The sequence below is a fragment of the Clostridium sp. JS66 genome, from assembly GCF_033561535.1.
GTDB lineage: Bacteria > Bacillota > Clostridia > Clostridiales > Clostridiaceae > Clostridium_AM > Clostridium_AM carboxidivorans.
On sequence record NZ_CP131467.1, the window covers coordinates 4,890,791 to 4,916,743 of the forward strand.

The following is a 25,953-nucleotide window of genomic DNA, read 5'->3' on the forward strand; positions in this document are numbered from 1 at the left end:
CTAATATGCTATTATGAAGCTTTTCACTACTTAACTCCTGTTGATCCAAATCCGCCTTCTGCTCTCTCACTTTCAGATAACTCTTCTACTTCTAATATGCTAACTCTAGTTATAGGTTTAACTACCATTTGAGCTATTTTCATATTCTTTTCAACTTTAAATGGAATTTTTCCATGATTGATAAGTATTACTCCAATTTCACCTCTATATCCTTCATCTATAGTTCCTGGAGTATTTAAAACTGTTATAGAATGTTTAAGTGCTAGACCACTTCTTGGCCTAATTTGAGCCTCAGTATTTCTTGGAAGTTCTATTTTTATACCTGTATGTATAAGTGCAGTTTCTAATGGAGGTATAACAATTTCTTCTATAGAGAATAAATCCATACCTGCATCACCTTCATGAGCATACTCTGGTAATTTTGCCAGTTCATTAACCTTTATAACTTTTACTTGTATTGTACTTTCATTCATTGCATTTATCTCCTTAATCATATATTTTGTGACATTATTTATTTTATCAATTATTAGTTATACTGCCAAGGAATCTTGTAAAAATAGTTAGTAAAGTATAAAAGTACACGCTATATATAACCTAGCGTGTACTTTTTACCTTACAAAACATATGCTATTTAAAATGTTTTTTCTTCATTAACTTTCAAATCAACATCTTCCAATTTTACAACCTTAGTATTATGTTTCTTTTTGTATCCTAACCATAATACTAAAAATAATGGTAATCCTATATATGATGAAGTTACTCCTTTCCAATCTATTGTATCTGCTTGAAAATAAGTTAATCCTTGGCCTAAAATAACTACTACGCATAATACCAAGGCTATTATTGGACCTAATGGAAATAATTTAGCTGTATATTTTAATTTACCTAAATCACGTCCTTGAGCCACATAAGCTTTACGGAAACGATAATGGCACAACGCTATGCCTACCCAGGCAACAAATCCTGCAAGTCCTGAAGCTGCTACAAGCCATACATAAACCGTTGTTTCTGCATAAAGACCTGTTAAAAAGCAAAGTGATGCTACTATTGTAGTTGCTATTAATGCATTTACAGGCACTCCTCTTGAATTAAGTTTTCCAAAGAATGCAGGAGCTTTTCCATCCTTAGCCATTCCATATAAGGTTCTGCTTGAAGCATACATTCCTGAATTTCCAGCTGATAGTACTGAAGTTAAGATAATAGCATTCATTAACGATGCTGCAGCTGCAATACCAGCTCTTTGAAATACCATAGTAAATGGACTAGTCTGAACACCTGCATCTGTGTAAGGAATTAATGCTCCAACTACAAATATTGTTCCCATATAGAATAGCAAAATTCTCCAGAATATTGTATTTATCGCCTTTGGTATATTTTTGCCAGGGTCTTCACTTTCACCAGCAGCTACACCAACAAGTTCAGTTCCTTGAAATGAGAATCCTGCAATTAAAAATATTAGAAAAATTGATTTAGGTCCACCTACAAATGGTGCTTCACCAACTGTAAAATTCTTGAATCCAACATAATGTCCGCCTATTATTCCATATATAGTTGCAATACCTACTATCAAAAATACAATTACAGTAGCTACTTTAATACCTGCAAACCAAAATTCTGCTTCTCCATATGCTCTCGCTGATAAAAGATTAAGCACAACTACTAATGTAAGGAATATAACACTCCATATAACAGGTGGAACTCCTGGAAACCAAAATTTCATAAGCACAGCACCTGCAACCATTTCTGTAGCAACAGTAATAGCCCAGTTATACCAATAATTCCATCCCATAGCAAATCCAAATGCTGGATCTACAAACTTTGTTGCATAAACACTGAAAGAACCTGAATCTGGCATGAAGGTTGCCATTTCTCCTAAACTAGTCATTAAAAAATATACCATAATACCTATACAACCATATGCAACTAAAGCACCTCCTGGACCTGCTTGTTTAATTGTATCTCCCAGTGCTAAAAATATTCCTGTTCCAATGGCACCACCCATTGCAATCATGTTAAGATGTCTTGCCTTTAGAGTTCTTTTTAATCCACCTGACTCCTGCTCTTTAATTTGATTAACTTGTTCCATTTTTCTCCCCCTTATCGGTAATATTCTCCGATAAGTGAAATAACTAAGATAAAAAATGCTCTGAGAACACACTCAGAGCATTAAAATACGTATTTAATACATATTAATACATGAATGATAGCTCTCCACAAAATAAACTTTGTGACAGTCCTGTACATATTCTATACAAAGCCCAACTATATAGCATTAAAGCATCTGCTATAAGTTTCGGCAAAATTTCCTTTCAAACTGCTTCATAGTACTTACCTCTGCAGTGCTACTCTTAAATTTTGCGCCTCTATCTCAGTTATTCACTTATAATTAACTATTATACACTAAAACTTATAATTAGTAAATACATTTTAAATGTATTTACTAATTATAGTAATATATTTCATATTAAGTTAAATAGTTCATAAACCAATTACTAAAAATATATTATTTCTTAGGTGCTAATATCATAATCATATTATTTCCCTCTAATTTAGGTGACTTTTCAATTACTGCAGTATCTTCTAATTTAGAAATAAATACATCAAATACCTTACTTGCCAAATGAGTATAATTGTTTTCTCTACCTCTAAATCTAATGGATACTTTCACTTTATTATCGCTAGATAAAAACTTTTTAGCATTATTAGCCTTAATTTGTATGTCATGTTCTTCGATATTAGGTCTTAATCTTATCTCTTTAATATCAACAACCTTTTGATTCTTTTTTGCTTCTTTTTCTTTCTTAGATTGTTCATAAAGAAATTTATTATAGTCCATTATCCTACACACTGGCGGCTTAGCTGTTGGAGAAATCATTACCAAATCTAATCCTTCATCTCTAGCACGATTTAAAGCTTCATTAGTTTTGATAATTACACTTTCTTCTTCACCCACCAATCTAATTTCATTTTCCCTAATACCTTCATTTAAATTAAAATTTTTATTAATAATACAACACCTCCATAATTTTGAATCTATAATTTATTATTATTTTTATCTGATTAAATTAAGAAAATTTCCATACTGAGCTGTACTTTGCATAATAGCATAATTATTATTATATCCAATATTTTGATTAACTTGTACAACTATATTTGGATTAATTTCCACTGCCTTAGCAGCACTGGTTATTTTTTTACCAATTCCAGTATACCCTGAAAATATATTTTTTACTTTATCAGCATCATTTTCAATTGCCTCATTAAGTTTTTTCTTATCAATAGATAAAGTATTATCTTCATTAACAGTTATTCCTATACCTTTTAATCTAGCTTCATTTCTTTTTAATGCACTTGTTGATGCTTTTAATATGTTGGAATCGAAATCATTATTTTGTATGTCACTGGAAAATTTATTATAGCTATTTACAAAGTTTTCAATACCCTTTTCTATCTTATTGGCATCACTTTTAACTTTTACATTAATTGGAGTTGTAGTGCTTTCCTTAAGATTTAAATTAACTTTTCCATTATCTAAACTTATATCATTTGTTTTAGATGTATAGTTTACCCCATTTACATTATAATTTGCATCTTCAGCTGTCTGAACTTTATTACTAGTCCCAGATGCAGCTGCTGCATTACCAATCTTGTCTACAACTTCAAAAAAATTACCTTTTCCAGTCTCCTTTGAATCAATTTTCATATACATTAAATTAGTTTTAGAATCTTTTACTATTGAAGCTTTAACTCCTGCATCAGAATTATTTATAGCATTAACCATACTATTTAAAGCTTTTTCATTGTTGTCACTTGCATCTACTTTAAAGGATATATCCTTAGTTTGTCCATTGTGATTTATTGCAAAAGTGTTATTTCCTACATTAAACCTTGCTTTATCATAAGCATTAATCTCATTGCTCTTATTACTTTGATATTTAGCAATGTTTTTAACTTCTACACTATAGGTTTTATTTAATGCCCCCTCTTTTGCTGAAGCAGAAACCTTTTTATCATCACTAGAAACAGCAGTTTTGGATTGAAATAATCCATTGTTACTTTCATCTACTAAATTTTTACCTCTAGTAAAAAGCTCCGAAGCATCATTTTTCACTGTAGATACTGAATATATTTTGCTAGAGGAATTTTTAATATTATAGTAATAATCACTATTATTTGTTTTTATACTATTGTATGCTAAAGAAAGATCATCTAATGTATTATATTTTCTAACACTACTTGTATCGTCTATCATAGGAATGTTTTGGTAATTCCAATTTAAACCATTAATCATTATAATCCTCCTCCACGGTATAATATTCCAAACTCATTATTTATATTATCGCATACTTTAAGGATAATTTATATAATTTTATCATTTTTTTCTTACTTTTTTGAAAATAACAAACTTATGTAATTAAATTTAGAAAAAACAGCTTTGGAATTTCCAAAACTGTTTTTTTACAAGCTTATAAACTTTATCTTTAAATACTTATATATTTTTTAGCTAATAAAAACTTTATCCTCTTTTGTATCTATGACTATGATCTTTTTATTATCTACATCTCCAAATAGTACCTTATCAACAAAGTAAGGTTTTATTTGCTGTGATACGATTCTTATTATTTCCCTTGCACCATATTCTAAAGATAATCCTTTACTTGCTAACCACTTATAACACTTTTCTGTAACCTGTATTTTTATATTTTTAGTTTTTAACTTTTCTTCAAATTCTCTTATAGTCTTTTTAGCTACTAAAAGTGCCATATCCTCATTCATTTTATTAAACACTATGATATTATCTAACCTATTTCTAAACTCTGGAGAGAAAAATCTTTCTATTTCTTTATCTATATTTTCATTTTCTACAGTTCTTCCTCCAAATCCCATAAGAGGTTTTCCAATAGATCTAGCTCCTGCATTAGAAGTCATTATAAGTATTACATTTCTAAAATCAACCTTTTTTCCAGTACTATCTGTAAGAGTTGCATAATCCATTAACTGCAGTAATACATTTAAAACATCTGGATGAACTTTTTCAATTTCATCCAGCAGCAGTACACAATAAGGATTTTTTCTTACTGCATCTGTAAGAAGTCCACCTTCTTCATAACCTACATATCCTGGAGGAGCCCCAATAAGTCTTGCCACTGTATGCTTTTCTTGATATTCACTCATATCAAATCTTATAAGTGGAATATTTAATGCCTTTGACACCTGTTTACATATTTCTGTCTTTCCTACACCTGTAGGTCCCACAAATAACAGATTAGCCACAGTTTTATTTTCATCATTAAAACCTGCACGAGATTTTTTTATAGCTGTAACTATAGATTCTATTGCTTTTTCTTGGCCAAATATTTCCTTTTTTATCGTTTCATCTAAGTTTTTAAGTATATCAGCTTCATCTACTGACACAGTTTTTTCAGGTATTTTAGCTATGGATGCCACTATTTTTTCCACATCCTTAGCCTGTATTTCAACAGTACCTTCCATATCTGAATGAAGCTTTACATAAGCTCCTACTTCATCCATAACATCAATTGCTTTATCTGGAAGATACCTGTCTGTAATATACTTTGCTGAAAGCTCCACTGCAGCTCTTAAGGCTTCTTCTGTATATTTTACATTATGAAATTGCTCATAACTTTCTTTAAGTCCGTCTAATATATTAAAGGTATCCTCTATAGAAGGTTCCCTTACTTCGATTTTTTGAAATCTTCTTGCTAAAGCTTTATCCTTTTCAAAAACCTTTTTATACTCATCATAGGTAGTAGAACCTATAAATTTAATATTTCCTTTAGCTAAGAAAGGTTTTAGTATATTTGAAGCATCTACAGAGCCTCCTGAAACTGCTCCAGCACCTATTATAGTATGAATTTCATCTATATAAACAATGGCCTTTTCTTGTTTTTCTAAATTCTTAAGCACATTTTTTATTCTATTTTCAAAATCACCCCTGTATTTAGTTCCAGCCAAAAGAGTTCCCATATCCAAAGAATATATCTTACTTCCTTGAAGAAGCTTTGGCACCTTATTTTCTACAATCATTTTGGCTAATCCTTCCGTAATTGCAGTTTTGCCTACTCCAGGTTCACCTACATGAATTGGATTATTTTTAAGTCTTCTTGAAAGCACTTGTATAGTTCTATCTAATACATCTTCTCTTCCAATAAGAGGGTCTATCTGTCCATTTCTAGCTCTTTCTGTAAGTTCCATAGTGTACTGACTTAACGAACCCTCTTCTTGTCTTTCATGGTTCTCTTCATAAACATCTTCTTCTATCTCTTCCAAATCAAATTCTGAAGCACCATGAGTTATATACTCTAACATATCTAATCTTTGAATTCCCTGCTTCTTTAAGAAATAGCTAGCATAGCTTTCTTCTTCGTCATACATAGCTACAAATATATCACCTAAACCTATAATTTCCTTTTCTGCTGATAATACATGCTGTCCTGCTGAAGCCACTATATTGCCTATTCCAACAGTTTCTGTTGGTTCTCCTTTTTCTATCAAATCCATATTATCTTTAAAATATTTTATTAAATCTTCTTTTATATATTCTACATTACCACCACAATTTTCTATTATTTTTTTTCCTTCTTCAAAAAATAAGGAAGCATATAAAATATGTTCTGGTGTAAAATATTCATGTTTTGAATATTTCGCTTCATTATATGCAGCTGTAATGATTTCATTTACTATAGTATCTAATTTCATTTTTACTCCTCTTCTATACTAAATTTTAATGGAAATCCACTTTCCCGTGATGCACTCATCGCTTGTGTCACTTTAGTAGCCGCTATATCATAGGAATATATACCTGCAATTCCTATGCCACTCCTGTGTACATCATACATAACCTTTGTAGCTTCTACTACAGACTTCTTAAAAATTTCTATTAAAATTTTTACCACAAACTCCATAGTAGTATAATCATCATTGTATATAATTACTTTATACATTTTTGGTTTTCTTATTTTTATTTTTGTATCTTGCTTTTCAATAGTTTTCTGACTCATTTATAAACAACTCCAAAGTTAAAATTATTATACCGTTAGGTATAAATTAAGTTTAGTCTAATTTTGTTTAATTATTCCTACTGCTACTCCTATAATCCTTGCTCCTTCATCATTAATGCGAATAGGTTCATATTTCTTATTTTCAGGCATAAGGTATATTCCTTCTTTTTTATTTACAAACCTTTTTAATGTAGCATTTCCATCTAAATTAACTGCTACAATATCTTTGTTTTGAGCTGTATATTGTTTTTTGATTATTACGTAATCTCCATTATCTATATCCGCACCTATCATACTGTCTCCTCTAACTTTTAATATAAAGCAATCCTTCATACCTTTAAGCCAATAAGTTGGAACATAAAAAACATCTTCAATTTCTGGATTCATGAGTATTGGTTCTCCTGCTGCTATATCACTATATACAGGTAACTTTTTTAATTCCTCTTCACTATATTTATATTGCGAATCTGAATCTTTTACTATTATTTCAGAAATATTATTTATATCTCTAGATAATTCATAATCTCTTCCATGCTTTATGTCACAATACTTAAATGATTCCATAGAATACTCAATCCTTTTCTTTTCTACATAATTTTCATATCTTTTAGTAAATATGTGCCCTTTTACTTTTGATGGTAATCCTAAACTACTAGCCTTACGTGATTTTATTAACCACCCATTTGAATTTTTGCAGTTATCCTTACTAAGTACATAAGTAGTACTAGAATAAGTCTCATTGCTATTTATCTCTCTTACAAGCTCTAATTGCACCCTAGTTAGGTTTTGACTTTCATCTACTATAACATGAGTATACCTTTCATCAATAATATTTTTGCACTGCTGCAATGCTATTAATGCCATATCTTCTAAATCAATTAAATTTTTTTCTTCAAGCTTTTCATTGTATAAATTCATAATTTTAAAAATAGCTTTTCTTATATCAGAGTTTTTCATCAACCTTCTAGGTCCCTGTATTTTACTATTACTTCTTCCTATTCTATCTGCATCTTGATACTTCTCAAGTGTATTATAATTACAACTTTTAATCCAACTTATTTCATCTATAATAAATTCTATATACTTATTATTCAATATCTTTATTTTCTCATATGACTTTTTAACATCTTTTATGCACTGAACTAATATCGATTCCTTTTCTTCTTTACTTTCTATTAAATTATAATTACTATATTTTTTGTCATAATGAAAATATTTATATACAATGTCCTCTATACTATGTATATGCAATTTATCATCTAACTTTGAAAACAAGGTTATATAATTAAATTTAGTATTTTCTTTTGCTTTATCATACATTGTTTTTATATCTTCAATTTGTGTACTATCTCCAGCAATCATCAAAATTCTATCTTTATCATATAAACAATAGTAGTTTTCTAAATACACGCTTCTATACACTGCTGTTGTAGTTTTTCCCGAGCCTGTTACTCCCTTTAGTAAATTATATCCTAACGATTTATTTTCAACTAATTTTATCTGTGCTGCATTTAATTCCATAACCACACCCCCTTGTATAGGAATAACCTTTAATTTAAGTATATTATAACTTAAATTGTTGTGTTATGTTATAAATATTTTATTAAAAATAAAGTAACTGCCGCAAGCTAAAGCTCTAGCTGCAATTATTCCTCAATAATTATAAATAATTCCACGAAAATGTTTATAAATATAACAAAAATACCAACATATACATAATGTTTTCTTCATTAATACATGTTGGTTTTCATGAATTATTTGTTTAAATTCAATTTTAATATTGATTACATTTTCATATGTATTACAAAATAAACTCTATTTACTCCCTGCCCCTAAAGTATATAGACAACTCTTTAGGATCTCTGACTAATATTTTTTTACCTATAAATTTAAGCATACCACTTTTTTCAAATCCCTTCATGCATCTTGATATAGTTTCTCTTGTGCTTCCTAACATATCTGCTAAATAAGTAATGCTTATATTCATATCAATTAATGTTCCTTCTTCCACTTCAACTCCATAATCTTTACACAATTTCCACAGCTTTGCTGAAAGCTTTTTATCCATCTTTATAGGTACAGTATTTTTAAGCTGCCTATAAAGCCTTCTAATTTTTCGTGCCATGGAATTTATTATAGTTCTTGTCAATTGAAAATCTCCAGCCATAATTTCTAATAAATCTTTTTTGTAAAAGCATAAGATGCAACTTTCCTGAAAAGCCTCACAATTTATAGATGCAGGCAAGTCATCAAAGATTACTTCATTAACAAAATCTCCATCACCTAAAATATAAACTACTCTTTTTTGTCCCTCTTCTGAGTTTCTGTACATGGTTACCCTTCCATGTAAAACTAAATATATTTTATTAACCTTCTGCTTTTCGTAAAACAAAAGTTCTCCTTTTTTGAGCTTCACTTTAAAAGCCTTAGCTTTTAACAATTCTAAAGTTCTTTCATTTATGCAATTAAAAATTGATATTTGATTAAAATCTTGTTCTGTGGCTTTAATCATTATTACTTCAACCCCATACTTTTAATTTATTTAAATGAAATTCTCTTTTCTTAATTTTATTTTAGCAATTTTACATACATTTGTCAGTAACTTATGTTACAAAAATATGCTTAAAAGAACGGACATCAATGCCCGTTCCTTAAATTAGCTTATTACCAATAAATATTATCTTGTATCTCCACTTTATCTCCTAATTTTACATCTTTTAATGCCCATTTCTTATATTCCTGATATCCAGTTCTATCTATGATGTATCCAATATGTTCTTTACCTAATGGTGCATCTTTATCAATATATTCTTCTATAAAATCATAAGTATTCAATACAATTTTTATTATGCTTTCTTCATCTATCCATTTAGCAAAATCCTTAGCAAGTCTCGGGTTCTTCTTACCTGTTCTTCCCATTATAACTAGCTTAAAGTATTTTTCATCACTTCTTGTCCAGGCACCTGTTGGGCATTTACCAACACATTCTCCACAGCCAATGCACTTATCATGATCTCTTACAACTTTAAAATTCTCAAAACGTAATGCTCCTGTTGATCTTTTTTTACAATTCTTAACACAAGCTTGACATCCTATACATCTGTAACTGTCATATTGTGGCTCAGTCATTCCTATAATTCCGAAATCCTGCATTCTAGCTTTTACACAATCATTAGCACATCCTGTAAAAGCAATTTTTACATGACGATCATTAGGAAAAATTGCTTTTTCCATTTTCTTTGCAAAAGCAGATGTATTATAATTACCAAAAGGACAGACACTATTTCCTATACAGGCAGATACATTTCTTGTACCAGATGAAGCATAACCTGTATTTGAATCAACTTGATTTATTTCTAAACCTTCTATTATAGGTTGAATCAATTCATTTATTTTGGGAATATTTCTCATGTCTATTCCAGGTATTTCAAATCCTTGTCTTATAGTTATATGAACAGTTCCATTACCATATTCTTCAGCAATTTTCTGTAATATTTCAAAATGCTTTGCTTCCATATGTCCACCTGGAACTCTTACTCTTACCGCAGTCTTTCCTCTTTCCTTTGTAACTCTAAATGCATTCTTTTTCAACTTTTTTGTATTAATATCTATAGACATAGTTATCCCCCCTTTAATCCATTAAATGTTTAGCCTTAGTATAGTTAAACACTGGTCCTTCTAAACAGATATAAGTATCATCCATTTTACAGTGTCCACACTTACCTAGACCACAGCACATTTTTCTTTCATAGGAAACCCATATATTTTCTTCTTTGATTCCTCTTTTAAGAAACTCAGCTATAGTAAACTTTATCATTATTGGAGGTCCAACAGCCACCACTTGTGCTTCTTCTATATTTTCGATTTTTAAATCTTTAATATACGTAGTAATCAAGCCAACATTACCAGTATATCCTTCTTCAGCTTTATCTACAGTTACTGTAACATTTACACTTTCGCTCCACTTTTTTAGTGATTCTCTGAACAGTATATCGTCTGGTGATTTAAATCCAACTAAAAGATCAAGGTTCTTAACTTCATCTCTGTGTGCTGAAAAATAATCTACAATTCCTTTAACCGGAGCTAGTCCAGTTCCACCTGCAGCTACAATAACTTCTTTTCCCTTGTATATATTTACATCAAACCCATTTCCATAAGGTCCTCTCATGAAAAGTGTGTCTCCTGGGAAAAAAGTATGAATAACATCTGTAACTACTCCCACACGTCTGATTGTTAAATCTATATATCCTTCTCCTATTTCACAGACAGAAATTGGAGCTTCTCCATATTTAGGTATAGAAACCTCAAAGAATTGGCCAGGCTTTACATCACCTGTAAATTCCATTCTAAATGTATAATCAATATCTGTATGTGGAGTAATACTAATTATCTTACTAGCCTTTGGTAAATATATATTCTCCATTTACTTCACCTCTTCCATAGCATTGTTTAATTTATTTATACAATTGCAAAGTGAGATATACTCTGGACAGGCATCGTCACATCTCCCACAACCTACGCACATGTGATAACCAAATCTCTTCTTAAAGTCATAAACCTTATGCATAACTTTAAATCTCATTCTTTCACCTTGCTCTTTTCTAAAACTATGACCACCAGCCATATCTGAGAATCCATCTACTTGACAAGAAGCCCAGACTCTTCTTCTTTCTCCAGTCTTTTCATTATCCTTGTAGAATATATCCTGCATTGTAAAGCAAGCACAGGTTCCACAGACTGTATTGCATCTGCCGCAAGCTATACATCTTTGTGAATACTCTTTCCATCCACTCCAACCAAATACACTTGTATCTAAGTTTTCAGGAACTTTTACTTCTTTTTCGTTAGATTCTATGAATTTTGGACTTACTTCAGACTGTTCAGAAGCCTCAAAATATCCTTTAAAGCTTTCATCTTTACATTCAACAAAAACTTGTCCATCTACTACTTTTACAAATAAATCATATTCCTCTGTTTTATTACTTCCCATACTTGCACAGAAGCAGTTTTCAAAGCTGTTTTCACATTGCATAAGTACAAATTTAACTTTTTCTCTTAATCTCTTGTAATATGGATCTTCAGCACCATTCTTTAAATATATTTGATCTAATCTCTTAACAGCATGTATATCACAGCTTCTTAAGAATATTAACGCTTTCTTATCTTCTACTTTAGGTTCTGTTACACTATCTTCTGTAAAGTAGAAGATAGTTTGTGTAATTGGAAGAATAACTTCCTTTGGTGAAAAATTAGACTTCTTATTAAATTCTATTTCCTCAACCTTATTAACTTGTCCATACCTAACAGTATCTGTATCTGAGAAGGTACCCTTACCTTTTAAAAGTATAGGAGCATAAACCTTATATTCATCTCCTATTGCGGTTAAAAAATTATTAAACTTTTCTGAGTTTAACTTATATCCCATATTGATCCTCCTTATGTTACTTTATTTTAATTATCTAAATTCTTTAAGATTTTTTGTTAGATATATACCAATAAGCTATACCAACAAAAATCATTCCACCAACAATATTGCCTAAGGTAACTGCTGATAGATTATACATAAATCCATTGATGGATACTGCTGCTTTGTGTGGAATCATTAAAGCTATTGAAAGCAACGTCATATTTGCTACACTATGTTCAAAACCTGAAGTTATAAATGCAAACAAACACCAAAATACCATGATAAGCTTTGCAGCTTCATCCTTTAATTTGAAAAAGCACCATACTGCTAAACACACTAGAATATTACATAAAATTCCTCTTACAAATAGCTCCATATATGGTGCTGTCATTTTTGCAGCTGATGTTTTTAAAATAAATTCAGCTGTAGTACCTTTCCAAAGTCCTGATTGTACAAATAGTGCTGCTAACACTACTGAGCCTAAAACGTTTCCAATATAACTAAAAACCCATATGCCCCAAACTGAACTCCATGGGACCTTTTTCTCCAGAGCACCTATTGGCATAATCATGTTATTACCTGTAAATAGTTCTGAACCAGCGGCTAATACTAAACTTAATGCGATTCCAAAAGAAACTCCCATTGCAATTTTAGTAGCTGGCGCATTTACAGAGGATAGCAGTCCCCCTACCGTAAATATAAGTATAATTCCAAAACCTACAAACATACCCGCTAACGCCGATGCAATCAAATACCTGCTCTTACTTTCCTTTAAAAATGATGCCTTTTTTACTGCAGCTCCACTAAGTTTGTTAATTTCTTCGCTAAACAAATTTACCACCCTTTCAAATTTTTTATACTGTATTACATATCAACATAATTAATTTGTATAAATTGTGGGCTTACTTCAAACTGCTGCTTAGACTCACAAAGTATAATTTACAGTTTTGCATTTTTATAGTGGGGCGAAAGCATCTTGGTGTATGTTATTTCCCATCCCCCACTATATGATAAATATATCACAACTTCTTTTTAAACTCTGTGACGTCCATCACGTTTGTTAATTTTTTAAGCTTTACTAGTAGATGGGGAATTTTTTGATCCCATTTTAAATAACCATAAAATTATTAATGACATTGCAGCTAATGCTGTGAATACTAAAAAGCCTCTTGAAAATCCACTTAAATTTGCACCAGTTTTATCTATGAATGATGCCATTACAGGTGGTATTACAAAGCCTCCAAAGGCACCAATTCCTCCAACCCATCCTGAAGCTCCTCCTATTGCATGTGGAACTTCTTTTGGAAGTATTTTAAATACAGCAGCATTTGTTACACCCATTCCAACTGCTAAAAATAAAATTCCTATTATAGCTATTGGTAATGAACTAGCAATAACCATACAAATAGTTCCTATAAGCATTATAAAAATGGATACATTAGAAACTCTTTCGCCTCCAAGCTTATCAGCTATCTTTCCACCATATACTCTTACAACAGATGTAGTAATTGAGTAAACTGCAGTTAACACACCTGCCATTTTTATATTTAGTTTAAAGAAACTCATCCAGTAAGTAGGTAACCAGCTTGTTAGAGCTAAAAATCCTCCAAAAGTTGTAAAATATATTAATACTAGTGCCCATGTCTTCCAAGTCCTTGCAGAAATCATTAAACTTTCACTTACTTTATCATTTGGAAATAATTCTTGACCATACTCTTTTGATGCTATTCGTTTTGCTTCACTTTTTTCTACTCCAGCATCAATTAATTGAAAATACCATGCATTTTTGCCTATAATACAATACGCTATAGTTCCTATTATTAAAAATATTAACCAAGCTAAGTAAGAACCTGATAACCCCAATAATGGCAGTGCAACATTAGGTAGTAATAATGTAAATATTCCTGGTGCCAGGTTTCCAACACCTCCATATATTCCCAAAGCCGCTCCTTGTTTACTCTGAGGAAACCAATAAGATGCCTGGCTAACTCCAACGGAAAATGTTGCTATACCACAGCCAGATAATGCTCCAAAAATTAATAACAAAGAATAATACTGACTTAAATTTTGTTTGAAAAATGCCATAATTATGTACAAACCAGTCATGCCAATTATTGAAAGTCCAAGTAATGTGATAAAAGGTTTTCTTCCACCATTTATGTCTACCCAAGCTGCAAATGGAATTCTGAGCAATGAACCTGACAGATTTGGTATTGCAATAAGCAATGCTAGTAGAATAGGATTAAGAGTTGAAAAGCTTTGTTTAAAAACAGCAATTGTAGCTCCATAAAGTGCTACTGCAGCAAAGCCTACAAAAAAACCAGTGGTTGCTCCTGTTAGTCCTTGTTTTGAATTTCCCTTTAATTTTACAGAATTCATTATTTTTCCCCCTTTATTATATTTATTTCAAAAAATTGTTAATTATTTAACTTCATTTTATAAAGGAATTCCATTTATTTTTACGCTAAGTATATCACTATACATTTTTTTGTTCCGTGATTTATATCACGCTTTATGATTTTCTATTAGATTTTTAAAACAATTTTTTTCTTAAATGGTGAAACTATCAACTATGTCCAAAAACTCTATATAAAGAAAAAAGGTAATGACATGTCAATGGGATAAAACATATCATTACCTTTTCTCATTTAATATACATACTAATTTAGACTAACTAATACGTAAATTCAAAGTTTTCCTTAATATTAAAAAAATCTGAGTAATCTATCTTGAATATTGGCTTTTTAACCTTTGAAACATCAATTTTAGCTCTAATTAATTGAGTCAAAATACCAGCATAAGATAGATCTCCTTGAAGAATAGCCCCATAAATCCTGCCATCCTTATATATTACCTTTTTATAATTTCCATTATCATCACTTTCAATTTCAACTGTATAAGTTTCATCTGCAGGCTCATTAATTCCAAGGGACATTGTAGGAATTCCTAAAAAGTTCATTGTTGATTTGCTGGCAAAAAAATCAGTCATTTCACTTTTTACTCCTGCCATATTGCTTGCTGCAATAATTCCTTCCTTAACAGCTGTAGGCCAAATAGGATTTCTTCCTGTAACATCTCCTGCACCATAAATATCCTCACAATTTGTTTTTCCAGCGGCATCAATAATAAGTCCAAACTTATCTTTTTCAATTCCCGAACCTTCCAAAAATCCAACATTAGCACGAACACCAGCTGCAACTACTAATAAATCACAAGGAATTTTTTCTCCATTTGTTAGCAATATATCTGTAATCTTTCCTTCTTCATCAACAATTAATTCCTTAATTCCTTTTTCATAATACTGCTTAACGCCTTTACTCTCAAAACCTTTTTCATAAGCGGTCGCCGCTCTTTTATCAAGCTGAATTGAAAGCATGTGATCCTTCATTTCAACAAGAGCAATATTTTTACCAGTATGCAGTAAACCCGAAATAACATCTATTCCTATAAGTCCGGCACCCATAATTACTATATTGTCACATGTTTTTGATAGCTCCATTACCTTCTCACAATCATCAAAATTACGAAATCCAATAGCATTAGGTGCAGTTCTTAAATTTGGTATAGGTGGGAAGAATGTGTTAGATCCTGTTGCTATAAGCAATTTATCAAATTTCACTATTTCCCCATCTAAAAGCACAACTTCCTTTGAATTCACATCAATTTTAGCAGCTTCATTACCTCTAATCCATTCAATATTATTTTTATTTATAAAATCGTATTCAACAAATTCAAGCTTTTTAGCATCACGAATGCCTTCCATATAATGATGAAGTATACATCTAGAATAAATTTTATCGTCCTTCGATATTAATGTAATTTCAGCTTCTTTGTCTAAATTTCTAAGCTGACGGGCTCCATTAACTCCTGATGCCGAAGCACCTAAAACAACATATTTCATAAAACTCCCTCCCGTATTCCTTATTAGCACGTAAGGATTATTAATCCTTATGCTTCTTCTAATGTTATTGCTCCCATTGGACATTTTTCTACACACATAGGTTTTGGTTCATTATTTTCTGTACGATGAACACACATATTACATTTCATAATTTCCTTATATTCAATTCGATCACTTTTCAATACACCGTAAGGACATGCCATTATACACATATAACAGCTTGCACATCGTTCTTTATCATATTGAACCAATCCAGTTTCTCTATCTTTAGACATAGCACCAGTCATACATGTATAAACACATTCTGGTTTATCACAATGACGACAGAAAATAGGTGCAGGTTTAGTTTTACTATCTATAGTTACACGATTTCTTGCATCACTACTTTCATGGCTAACAATACAAGCAGTAACACAAGTTAAACATCCTATACATTTGCTTCTATCAATTTTTATTCTTTTCATAATTAGATTCCTCCCATTTTAATTTTGGAAATATTAATTGGAGTAGTCTTATATGAAGGTTCTTTAGAGTAAAAATCATATAAAGATGGTGTTAGATTATTGCATTCCAAATAATGTAAAGGCGCATAAAGCTCATCATATCTAACATTGTTTGTAAGCTTAACCATAAAATTTGAATGCTTTCCATTTATGGAAGAAACTTTAATCATTTCATTTTCTTTAATATCAATTTCTTTCGCAAGTTTAGTATTGATATAGATATATGCATCTTTAACACTGACATCTTCAACAAATGCAACTTCTCTTGTACGTGTTTGTGTATGCCATTGCCCAACACTTCCTCTACCTGTATTCAATGTGTATGGGAAATCTTTCGTAGCTACTAATGGATTTTCACACACTTCTTCAAATATAAACTTGGCTTTTTTTGAAGGTGTATAATACATATTATCTTCATATAAACGTCTTTGGTCATCTGTAAGAACTTCACCTTCCCTAAAAGGCCATTGTATTCCTTTTGAATTTACCAATCCATCATAACTAACTCCTGTCATATCACAAGGCATATTTCTTGAACACTCCTTCATTAAGTTAAATGCATCTCTTGGAGTTTTCCATTTATCAAGAAGATTTCCCATGCCTAATGCTTTTCCAATACCATATATAATTTCATAGTCACTTCTTTCATCTTCTGATTTCTTAAGAACTGGCTGCATAGCAGAAATACGTCTTTCTGTATTGATATATGTACCTTCTTTTTTTATACCAGGAACAGCTGGAAGATATATATCGCAGTCCTTCGAACTATCCGTATCACCATAGATATCTTGTACAACAAAAAGCTCTAATTTTTTCATTGCTTCTTTAAAAGTTTCATTATTGGTCCATGAATGACGAGGATTTGTACAGACAATCCATAAAGCTTTTATTTCTCCAGAAATTATCTTTTCAATGATAACGTTATAAGGCAGTGTTGGCTTATCTGCAAGTACATCCTCATTAACGCCAAGGACTTCTGCCACTCGTTTACGTCTAGCCGTATTGTCAAAATCTCCACCAGCGTAAAGCATTGTAGTATTGCTATATGCACGAGAACCCATTGCATTACACTGACCTGTAATAGAATTAGCCCCAGTACCTGGTTTGCCAATATTACCTGTCATTAAAGCCAAATTAATAATAGCTTGAGCAGTTCTAACTGCTTCATATCCTTGGTTAACTCCCATAGTCCACCAAAATGAAACCCTTTTACCCTTATGAATTAATTCTACCAATTCTAAAATGGAGGCTTCACTAAGCCCTGTTGCTTCAGCTGCTTTTGTGGCAGTATATCCTTTAACAAATTCCTTAAAATCTTCAAAGCCTTCTGTATAATTCTTTATATATTCATTATCTATGTATCCTTTTTCTATAAGCTTATTAGCTACAGCATAAAGCAGTATTAAATCTGTTTTTCCTTTAATACCATACCAATAATCAGCATTCTGTGCTGTTTCTGACTTTCTTGGATCTATAACTATTAATTTTTTATTTTTATTTTCTTTTATTCTTCCCCATAATATAGGATGAGCCAAAACTGGATTAGCTCCAATTAATATTATTGTATCAGAAAGTTCTGCATCTTTTAATGTATATGGTGGTGCATCAAATCCAAAACTCTGCTTATGAGCAACTACTGATGTTGCCATACATAGTCTAGTATTTCCATCAACATTGGTCTTTAAGTAATTTCTCATTACGTGACCAAATAATGCAAACTCCTCCAAGGCTAGTTGGCCAGTACCTAGACCTGCAACACTCTCTCTTCCATACTTTTCTTGCAACTCTAAAAACTTATCTGCAACTAGTTTATATGCATCATCCCAAGGAATTCTTTTAAAAGAACCATCTTTTTGTCTAAGCCTAGGTAATGTTGATTCTCTTACTATTGTTTGCTGCTTATCCAATGAAATTCCTTTGATACATGAAAAACCATTGTTCACTGGATAACCTTTTGTTGGTATTACTTTAACTATTTTATTGTCTTCAACATAAAAGTCTAAATTACAATCTAAGGCGCAATAATTACATGTTGATTGAATTTTTTTCATAACTACCCCTCTTTCCCAAATTTAGTATTAATGGTTGCATTATTCACATTTATATCATTGATTATTTCAAAAAATTGTTAATTATTTAACTTAAACTCTTTAAAAAAGAATATTTTTTCCTATTAATTGTAAGTATATCATTGTATATTTTTTTGTTCCGTGATTTATATCACATTTTATGGGTTATTGAAAAATAATATCTAAAACTATTCTGATGTGTATTTCTTAAATTTATAAATAAAAAAAGCCTACTCAAAAGTAGACTTTTCTAACATTAAATTTTATCCAACATATTGTTTTATTTTTTTTATATACCTTCTATCATTGCTTATCCGCAAAAGGCTTTCTATAAAATATTTACTGTGACTTTTAGGCATCCGTTTCTTTTCCACTAATTTAATCATAACCATACATATATCATATTTTTTCACATGAGTATGTCCATACTTAAAATCTTTATGCCTATTGTGAACTATATAACCATCCCCAGTTTTATAAACCTTAAAATCTGGACTTTGATATATTTGTGTGCTCACTTCCATCACCCCATAATTATAGTATCGCGATATTGATATTATTATAAAAATATTAAAGATAACTATATATTATGCATAAATATCTGTATAGAAAACTAGTATATATTATATTTTATCACATATACTAGTTTTTCGTTACAATTATGAAATGTTTTAATATTCTAATTAAACGTTTATTTCTGCTTCTTCTCCTAATAAATCTTTATTTTTCTCTAATATAGGTTTTATTTGTTCTTCTACAAAATCTACTACTTGTCCTGGTGCTCTTCCAACAAACTTCACTGGATCTATTAGTGATAATATTTCTTCTGAAGTCATATTAAAGAAAGAATCATTTATTATTCTTTCTATAAGATCATTATCCTTTCCTTCAACCTTTACCATTTTAGCCGCTTCCATGGAATGCTGTCTTATTCTTTCGTGAAGTTCCTGTCTATCTCCACCTTTTTTTACAGCTTCCATAATTATATTTTCTGTTGCCATAAAAGGAAGTTCCTTTTTAACATGTGATTCAATAACTTTTGGATATACTACCATGTTGGAGGATACATTCATATAAAGATTTAATACACCATCTAATGCTAAGAATGCTTCCGCTACAGATATTCTCTTATTTGCAGAATCATCTAATGTTCTTTCAAACCATTGAGTAGCAGCTGTTATTGCTGGATTCAATGAATCAACTATTATATATCTTGAAAGAGCACCTATTCTTTCTGATCTCATAGGATTTCTCTTATATGCCATAGCTGATGAACCTATCTGATTCTTTTCAAAAGGTTCTTCCATTTCCTTCATATTCTGAAGTATTCTTAAATCGTTACTAAATTTATATGCACTTTGAGCAACTTCTGAAAGAGTATTAAGTATTGTTGAATCTAACTTTCTTGTGTAAGTTTGACCTGTTACCATGAATTCCTTTTTGAATCCCATCTTTTCAGTAACCATTCTGTCTAAAGTTTTTACTTTAGATTCATCTCCATTAAAAAGCTCCATAAAGCTTGCTTGAGTACCTGTAGTTCCCTTTACTCCTCTGAATCTCATATGATCTATTAAAAAGTCTATGTTTTCTAAATCTAAATAAAGATCTTGAATCCAAAGTGATGCTCTTTTACCTACAGTAGTTAATTGTGCAGGTTGAAGATGGGTAAATCCAAGAGTAGGTAAATCTTTATATTCTAAAGCAAATTTAGTTAAAGAATTTATGGTATTAATGATTTTCTTCTTTATTATAAAAAGAGCTTCTTTCATTACTATTAAATCGGTATTATCTCCTACATAACAGCTAGTAGCCCCTAAATGTATTATTCCCTTAGCTTTAGGACATTGTACACCATATGCATATACATGACTCATAACATCATGTCTTACTTCTTTTTCTCTCTTTTCTGCTACTTCATAATTTACATTATCTACATTTTCTTTCAGTTCTTTTATTTGTTCATCACTTATGTTTAAACCTAGCTCTTTTTCACATTCAGCTAGAGCTACCCATAATTTTCTCCAAGTCTTAAATTTCATTTCATCAGAAAATAAATAACTCATTTCCTTAGATGCATATCTAGTATTTAAAGGTGTGTTATATATATCTCTTTGTTTCATAATAAAAGTACCTCCAATGCGTATATAATTTATAATTGTGCCTTTTTAATTCATATTATAACATATGTTTAATTCATTTCATATATATTATGTTCGTATTTTTATTTTTTATTATTTAACTTCAATAAGTTGTTCTATTTTATGTATTGTGGTTAATATAATTTACTATATTAAGTTTATTAGATTTGGGGGGATGAGAATTTATGTACAAGTTTAGCATTTTAGACAAAATTTCTCTCGTATTAGTAGTATTAGGTGCTATTAACTGGGGACTTATAGGTTTATCAAATATTAATTTAATAGGACTTTTTTTAGGAGAACCAGCTGATTTAATAGGTAGGCTTATCTATATATTAGTAGGTGTATCTGGTCTTAACATATTACTTATTCTTTTTAGAATGAAAAGAGCTGTAAATATTAGTCCAATAAATAAAAGGCTCTAAAAGAGCCTTTTATTTATAAAAATCAAATATTATTCATCTAATGAATCTATTAATTTAGTAACTTCTTCTACAGCTAATGATTCATCATCACCTGATGCAGTAATTTTAATAGTTGCATTTTTAGTAACTCCTAAAGATAAAACTCCTATTAAACTTTTCACATTAGCCTTTTTTCCGTCAAACTCTATACTTATGTCTGATTTAAAAGAAGACGCTTTCTTTACTAATAATGTAGCTGGTCTAGCATGTAAACCAGTTGCACTTTTAACTATAACTTCTTTTGATACCATTTAGTTCACCTCTATTTTAAAATTTTACATTGTACTAACTTTTCAATTCAATTATATCATTTTCTGCGGATGTTTCAACAATTATTTTTGTATGAAAATGGTTACATTGTAATAAATTTTACTTATGTCGACTTATTTATATATAATAGTATACCTAAATTTATGATTCTTATTGCAATTCACCTACGAATTTTTCTATTCTATCTAATCCTGCTTTTATGTTATCCATAGATGTAGCATAAGATAGTCTTACATAGTTATCCATACCAAATCCTATACCTGGTATAACTGCAACCTTTTCTTTTTCTAAAAGTGCTTGTGAAAAAGTTAATGAATCCTTAATTTTACATTCATTAGACTTTTTACCAAATGTCTTTGATATATTCATCATTACATAAAAAGCACCTTTAGGTTCAGTGCAAGATAAGTTTTCTATTTCATTTATCTTTTTTACCATATAATCTCTTCTGCTTTTAAATTCTTTTACCATTTTTTCAATTTGTGCTTCATCACCATTTAAAGCTGCTACAGACGCATATTGCGCAATTGAATTAGGATTGGCTGTAGTATGACTTTGGAGACTTGACATCAATTTTATTATTTCTTCATTAGCTGCGGCATATCCTATTCTCCAACCTGTCATAGAATAAGTTTTAGAAACTCCATTTATAGTTATAGTCCTATTATAAGCATCCTCTGAAAGACTGCCAATACTTATATGTTTTTCATCTCCATATATAAGTTTTTCATATATTTCATCAGATAGTATTATTAAATCATGCTTCTTAGCTAACTGCGCTATGGCTGTTAATTCTTCTTTTGTATAAACAGTTCCTGTAGGATTATTAGGACTATTTACAAGTATAATCTTTGTTTTATCTGTTATTGCTTTTTCTAAATCCTTTATATCATATTTAAAATTATTAGCTTCGCTAGTTTCCACAAATACAGGTACACCATCTGCTAATTTTACTAGTTCAGGATAACTTACCCAATATGGTATTGGTATTATAACCTCATCTCCAGGATTTAATGTTGCTGAAAAGGCATTTGCCAAGCACTGCTTTGCCCCTGTAGAAATTATAATCTGTGAAGCATTGTATTTTAGGCCATTATCCTTATAAAACTTATTAGCTATAGCTTCCTTTAATTCTGTAATTCCAGATGCAGCTGTATACTTTGTAAATCCCTGCTTTATAGCTTCGATAGCTGCATTTTGTATGTTTTCTGGAGTATTAAAATCTGGTTCTCCAGCTCCAAATCCAATTACATCAATTCCTTCTGACTTCATCTTTTTAGCCTTTGCTGTTATGGCCAATGTAATAGATGGTTGAATTTGCTGGGCTTTTTTTGATAGTATCATTTTTACTTCCTCCATATATAGTAAATTTTAAATATTTAACTAAATTGCAACTTAAAAATTTCGTTTAGTTATAATATACCATCATATTGGCATGTTTACAATTAAATATTTTATTTTTTGCAATTTGACAAACGTGATTCATGCATAATAACTATATTCAGATTTACTTAAAGATACTTATTACTACCTTAAATTAGTAATTTTAACTTCTAGATACCAATATTACACCTATTATAATAAAAACAACACCTGCTATTCTTATTATTGATATATTTTCTTTAAATATAAAATAAGAAAAAAACATTATTAGTACATATCCTATACTAACCATAGGATATGCATAACTTAACTCTACTTTACTTAAAACTTTTATCCACAATAAAAAACTTACTCCATAAGATATAATACCACACATTACTGGTACATTTTTCAAAATTCCTAAAATACTAGGTATTAAATAACTACCAGAAAAATTCAGCTGTAAATTAACTGCTCCATATTTAACTAAAACCTGTCCAATAGCTCCTAAAAAAACTGAAATTAAAATCAAACCTATCATACTCGCAACTCCTTATATCTATTTATTAAAGCATTAATGAAGCTATAAAAGCTATATATCATTATAAATATTTCAGGGAAAGCATATCTCCCTTGGCCTTCCGTTACAAAATAAACTGAAGTAAACATAAAGAACAATACAACTAAATACAAATCAAATTTACTCAACAATTCAGTTTGTTTCTTAAATATACTTTTTAAAATACATATGCTGTAAATTAGTATATATATAATACCAAAACCAAATATTAATTTTCTTATATTATTAGTTATAGTTAACATAGTTGTTTTAGTATGTTCGCTTATTCCAGTTCCATAAGTACTATATGAAATATCATCTCCTACAAAATATGTATTAAACAATCTTTTAAATCCTAATTCTAGAAATTGTACTGGATGCTCTTTAATCCACTTCTTTGATGCACTGCTTAACATTTTATTCTTCTGAGTCATGTTAGCACTTTTGTATTCATCTGTTTTTACTATAGAATTTTCTACTTCTTCTGCTGGCATCCATCTTCCTACCTTATTTTGAGAATTGTTGTTTATATATAAAACTATTCCCCCATTATTAGATACATAAGTAAGTTGTCCCATAAGTTTTGTATTTCTATAAAGCCAAGGAGAAATTACTAATGTAGAAATTAAAAGAACCACAAAAGAATTTTTAATAGATTTCACAAGTTTCTTTTCTTTAAGCAAATCAACTAAAAATATTGCAAAGAAAAATATTGCAAAAAAAGGCTTTACCATAGTATTTAATCCAGTTAAAATACCTATCCATAAATATTTAAATTTTCCACTTCCAAAATATATATTAGTGATTAAAAGTAAAATTGTGGTAAACAGCACTTCTGTTGCAAGCATACTATTGTAAAATATGTTATTAGGCATAAATACAAATACAGCAAATATTATTTTCTTTTTTCCTTCTTTGATGTCCAATTTGTCTAGTATAGAAATAAAGCATATATTACTTACAAGGGTAAGCAATATATTAAATATTTTTGCTTTAAGTATGCTAGCCCCAAACAACTTAAATATGCCTCCTAATACTATACAATATCCTACAGATGTATAAGTATCTCCCCAAGGGAGTCCATTAGCTATATCAACTGATAAATTGTAGTAATAGTCAAAATCAGAAAAGGGCTGTGTATTTACAAAAGTCACCCATAGTATAGAAGCTAATAACCCCAAAACTAGTACAACTTTGTAATACATATTTTCTTTTAAACTTTTGATTTCCATGTATAAAATCCTTTCTAAAACTGTAAGTTTAATTCTTATTATAATTTAAAATATATTATGGCTAAAACTGATATTCCCCACATAACTATATTTATTAGAAAAGGCTTATCCTTTCCAAACACGTCCTCTGGCTTTCCACCTATATTCTTCTTGTCCATTAAATACTCATATCTAAAAATCCCATATAAAATAAACGGAATGGTAAATATCATGGTTTTACTTTGTACAGAACTAAAAGTATATAAGCAATAAGCCATAAGAATAGATGGCGTTACTATAGTCAACATTTTATCTATCATACCAACTGAATACTCTTCAAGTATTTTTCTGTGAGAGCCGCTCTTATCTTTTAGTGTTATAATTTCACTTTTTCTCTTGTTAAGTGCTAAAAATAGCGACAATAGAATTGTACACAAGAACAGCCATGAAGATACTTGCACTCCAGTAGCAAGACTTCCACTTTCCACTCTTAAAACAAATCCAAAAGTAATTACCATAACATCAATAATTACTATGTTTTTTAACTTAAAACAATAAGCCACATTTATTAACATATATGCTATAAGTATAGCTGAAACTTTAATACTTAAGTACATATATGAAAAAAACAATACAGCACAAACAATGAAAAAGTCAAGGATAATTGCTTGCTTTTTTGATACTCTTCCACTTGGTAGTGGTCTATTTTTTTTATCTGGATGGCATCTATCCTTTTCTATATCAACTATATCATTTAATACATATATAGAAGAAGATGTAAAACAAAATAAAATAAAAGTTAAAACATTTGCATACAATATATGTGTATTAAAAAACTTTCCTGAAAAAACTATAGCTGCAAATATAAAAAAGTTTTTAATCCATTGCTTTGGTCTCAATAATTTCACAATTGCCTTAATGTCCATTTTTTCCTCCTAAAAATCAAAGGTTGTATTATTATATACCTTTTACATTTTAGCACAGCATACAATATAGTCAATATAATTTGAATTAACAGCTATAATAAACTAAAGGATTTGAATTAAA

Annotated in this window: 24 protein-coding genes and 1 riboswitch; of the genes, 1 reads left to right on the forward strand and 23 read right to left on the reverse strand. The window is 30.1% G+C overall.

Features of this window, described 5'->3' with window-relative positions:
- Nucleotides 1–26: 26 nt before the first annotated feature.
- From dut to purB, 18 genes are all read right to left on the reverse strand, one after another.
- Nucleotides 27–473 carry a dUTP diphosphatase gene (gene dut / locus Q6H37_RS22515; RefSeq protein WP_318736762.1) on the reverse strand — a complete coding sequence of 149 codons (447 nt, stop codon included), beginning with the start codon at nt 471–473 and terminating at the stop codon, nt 27–29.
- A 158-nt stretch (nt 474–631) separates the two neighbouring features.
- Nucleotides 632–2,086, reverse strand: a complete 1,455-nt coding sequence (locus Q6H37_RS22520) for an amino acid permease (RefSeq protein ID WP_318736764.1) — start codon at nt 2,084–2,086, stop codon at nt 632–634.
- Nucleotides 2,087–2,196: 110 nt separating this feature from the next.
- A riboswitch (Lysine riboswitch) is annotated at nt 2,197–2,374 on the reverse strand.
- Between the two features lie 129 nt (nt 2,375–2,503).
- Nucleotides 2,504–2,962 (reverse strand): translation initiation factor IF-3, encoded by a 459-nt coding sequence (gene infC / locus Q6H37_RS22525; RefSeq protein ID WP_412523948.1) that lies wholly within the window; start codon nt 2,960–2,962, stop codon nt 2,504–2,506.
- A 90-nt stretch (nt 2,963–3,052) separates the two neighbouring features.
- A complete protein-coding gene (gene fliD, locus Q6H37_RS22530) occupies nt 3,053–4,291 on the reverse strand; it encodes a flagellar filament capping protein FliD (RefSeq protein ID WP_318736765.1) in 1,239 nt (412 codons plus the stop codon).
- Nucleotides 4,292–4,500: 209 nt separating this feature from the next.
- On the reverse strand, nt 4,501–6,720 hold the full coding sequence (gene clpA, locus Q6H37_RS22535) for an ATP-dependent Clp protease ATP-binding subunit ClpA (protein WP_318736767.1): 2,220 nt from the start codon (nt 6,718–6,720) through the stop codon (nt 4,501–4,503).
- Between the two features lie 2 nt (nt 6,721–6,722).
- Nucleotides 6,723–7,022 (reverse strand): ATP-dependent Clp protease adaptor ClpS, encoded by a 300-nt coding sequence (locus Q6H37_RS22540; RefSeq protein ID WP_318736769.1) that lies wholly within the window; start codon nt 7,020–7,022, stop codon nt 6,723–6,725.
- A gap of 57 nt (nt 7,023–7,079) precedes the next feature.
- Nucleotides 7,080–8,543, reverse strand: a complete 1,464-nt coding sequence (lexA, locus tag Q6H37_RS22545) for a transcriptional repressor LexA (RefSeq protein ID WP_318736771.1) — start codon at nt 8,541–8,543, stop codon at nt 7,080–7,082.
- 298 nt (nt 8,544–8,841) lie between these two features.
- Nucleotides 8,842–9,534, reverse strand: a complete 693-nt coding sequence (locus Q6H37_RS22550) for a Crp/Fnr family transcriptional regulator (RefSeq protein ID WP_318736773.1) — start codon at nt 9,532–9,534, stop codon at nt 8,842–8,844.
- A gap of 152 nt (nt 9,535–9,686) precedes the next feature.
- A complete protein-coding gene (asrC, locus tag Q6H37_RS22555; RefSeq protein WP_318743122.1) occupies nt 9,687–10,634 on the reverse strand; it encodes a sulfite reductase subunit C in 948 nt (315 codons plus the stop codon).
- A gap of 19 nt (nt 10,635–10,653) precedes the next feature.
- Nucleotides 10,654–11,445, reverse strand: a complete 792-nt coding sequence (asrB, locus tag Q6H37_RS22560; protein ID WP_318736774.1) for an anaerobic sulfite reductase subunit AsrB — start codon at nt 11,443–11,445, stop codon at nt 10,654–10,656.
- Nucleotides 11,446–12,447: an anaerobic sulfite reductase subunit AsrA gene (gene asrA, locus Q6H37_RS22565; RefSeq protein ID WP_318736776.1), complete on the reverse strand. Its 1,002-nt coding sequence runs from the start codon at nt 12,445–12,447 to the stop codon at nt 11,446–11,448. It lies immediately after the preceding gene.
- 43 nt (nt 12,448–12,490) lie between these two features.
- The gene (locus Q6H37_RS22570) at nt 12,491–13,261 is read right to left on the reverse strand and encodes a formate/nitrite transporter family protein (protein ID WP_318736778.1); all 771 of its coding nucleotides are present in this window, start codon (nt 13,259–13,261) and stop codon (nt 12,491–12,493) included.
- Between the two features lie 236 nt (nt 13,262–13,497).
- Nucleotides 13,498–14,808, reverse strand: a complete 1,311-nt coding sequence (locus Q6H37_RS22575) for an MFS transporter (protein ID WP_318736779.1) — start codon at nt 14,806–14,808, stop codon at nt 13,498–13,500.
- Nucleotides 14,809–15,103: 295 nt separating this feature from the next.
- On the reverse strand, nt 15,104–16,330 hold the full coding sequence (locus Q6H37_RS22580; protein WP_318736781.1) for an NAD(P)/FAD-dependent oxidoreductase: 1,227 nt from the start codon (nt 16,328–16,330) through the stop codon (nt 15,104–15,106).
- A gap of 47 nt (nt 16,331–16,377) precedes the next feature.
- Nucleotides 16,378–16,794, reverse strand: a complete 417-nt coding sequence (locus Q6H37_RS22585; protein WP_318736783.1) for a 4Fe-4S dicluster domain-containing protein — start codon at nt 16,792–16,794, stop codon at nt 16,378–16,380.
- 2 nt (nt 16,795–16,796) lie between these two features.
- Complete coding sequence (locus Q6H37_RS22590) at nt 16,797–18,884, reverse strand: molybdopterin oxidoreductase family protein (RefSeq protein WP_318736784.1); 2,088 nt, start codon at nt 18,882–18,884, stop codon at nt 16,797–16,799.
- A gap of 281 nt (nt 18,885–19,165) precedes the next feature.
- Nucleotides 19,166–19,426, reverse strand: a complete 261-nt coding sequence (locus tag Q6H37_RS22595) for a hypothetical protein (protein WP_007060048.1) — start codon at nt 19,424–19,426, stop codon at nt 19,166–19,168.
- Nucleotides 19,427–19,585: 159 nt separating this feature from the next.
- A complete protein-coding gene (gene purB / locus Q6H37_RS22600; protein WP_318736786.1) occupies nt 19,586–21,022 on the reverse strand; it encodes an adenylosuccinate lyase in 1,437 nt (478 codons plus the stop codon).
- Between the two features lie 203 nt (nt 21,023–21,225).
- Here purB and Q6H37_RS22605 point away from each other — a divergent pair, with 203 nt between their 5' ends.
- Nucleotides 21,226–21,465 (forward strand): DUF378 domain-containing protein, encoded by a 240-nt coding sequence (locus Q6H37_RS22605; protein WP_318736788.1) that lies wholly within the window; start codon nt 21,226–21,228, stop codon nt 21,463–21,465.
- A 29-nt stretch (nt 21,466–21,494) separates the two neighbouring features.
- On the opposite strand, the gene Q6H37_RS22610 is transcribed toward Q6H37_RS22605, so the two are convergent.
- From Q6H37_RS22610 to Q6H37_RS22630, 5 genes are all read right to left on the reverse strand, one after another.
- Nucleotides 21,495–21,755: an HPr family phosphocarrier protein gene (locus tag Q6H37_RS22610; RefSeq protein WP_318736790.1), complete on the reverse strand. Its 261-nt coding sequence runs from the start codon at nt 21,753–21,755 to the stop codon at nt 21,495–21,497.
- A 169-nt stretch (nt 21,756–21,924) separates the two neighbouring features.
- The gene (locus Q6H37_RS22615) at nt 21,925–23,118 is read right to left on the reverse strand and encodes a pyridoxal phosphate-dependent aminotransferase (protein WP_318736792.1); all 1,194 of its coding nucleotides are present in this window, start codon (nt 23,116–23,118) and stop codon (nt 21,925–21,927) included.
- A 202-nt stretch (nt 23,119–23,320) separates the two neighbouring features.
- Nucleotides 23,321–23,677 carry an SMR family transporter gene (locus tag Q6H37_RS22620; protein ID WP_029161526.1) on the reverse strand — a complete coding sequence of 119 codons (357 nt, stop codon included), beginning with the start codon at nt 23,675–23,677 and terminating at the stop codon, nt 23,321–23,323.
- Nucleotides 23,674–24,927 (reverse strand): hypothetical protein, encoded by a 1,254-nt coding sequence (locus Q6H37_RS22625; RefSeq protein WP_318736796.1) that lies wholly within the window; start codon nt 24,925–24,927, stop codon nt 23,674–23,676. The genes Q6H37_RS22620 and Q6H37_RS22625 overlap by 4 nt, the downstream gene beginning before the upstream one ends.
- 38 nt (nt 24,928–24,965) lie before the next feature.
- The gene (locus Q6H37_RS22630; RefSeq protein WP_318736798.1) at nt 24,966–25,832 is read right to left on the reverse strand and encodes a decaprenyl-phosphate phosphoribosyltransferase; all 867 of its coding nucleotides are present in this window, start codon (nt 25,830–25,832) and stop codon (nt 24,966–24,968) included.
- Nucleotides 25,833–25,953: the final 121 nt, after the last annotated feature.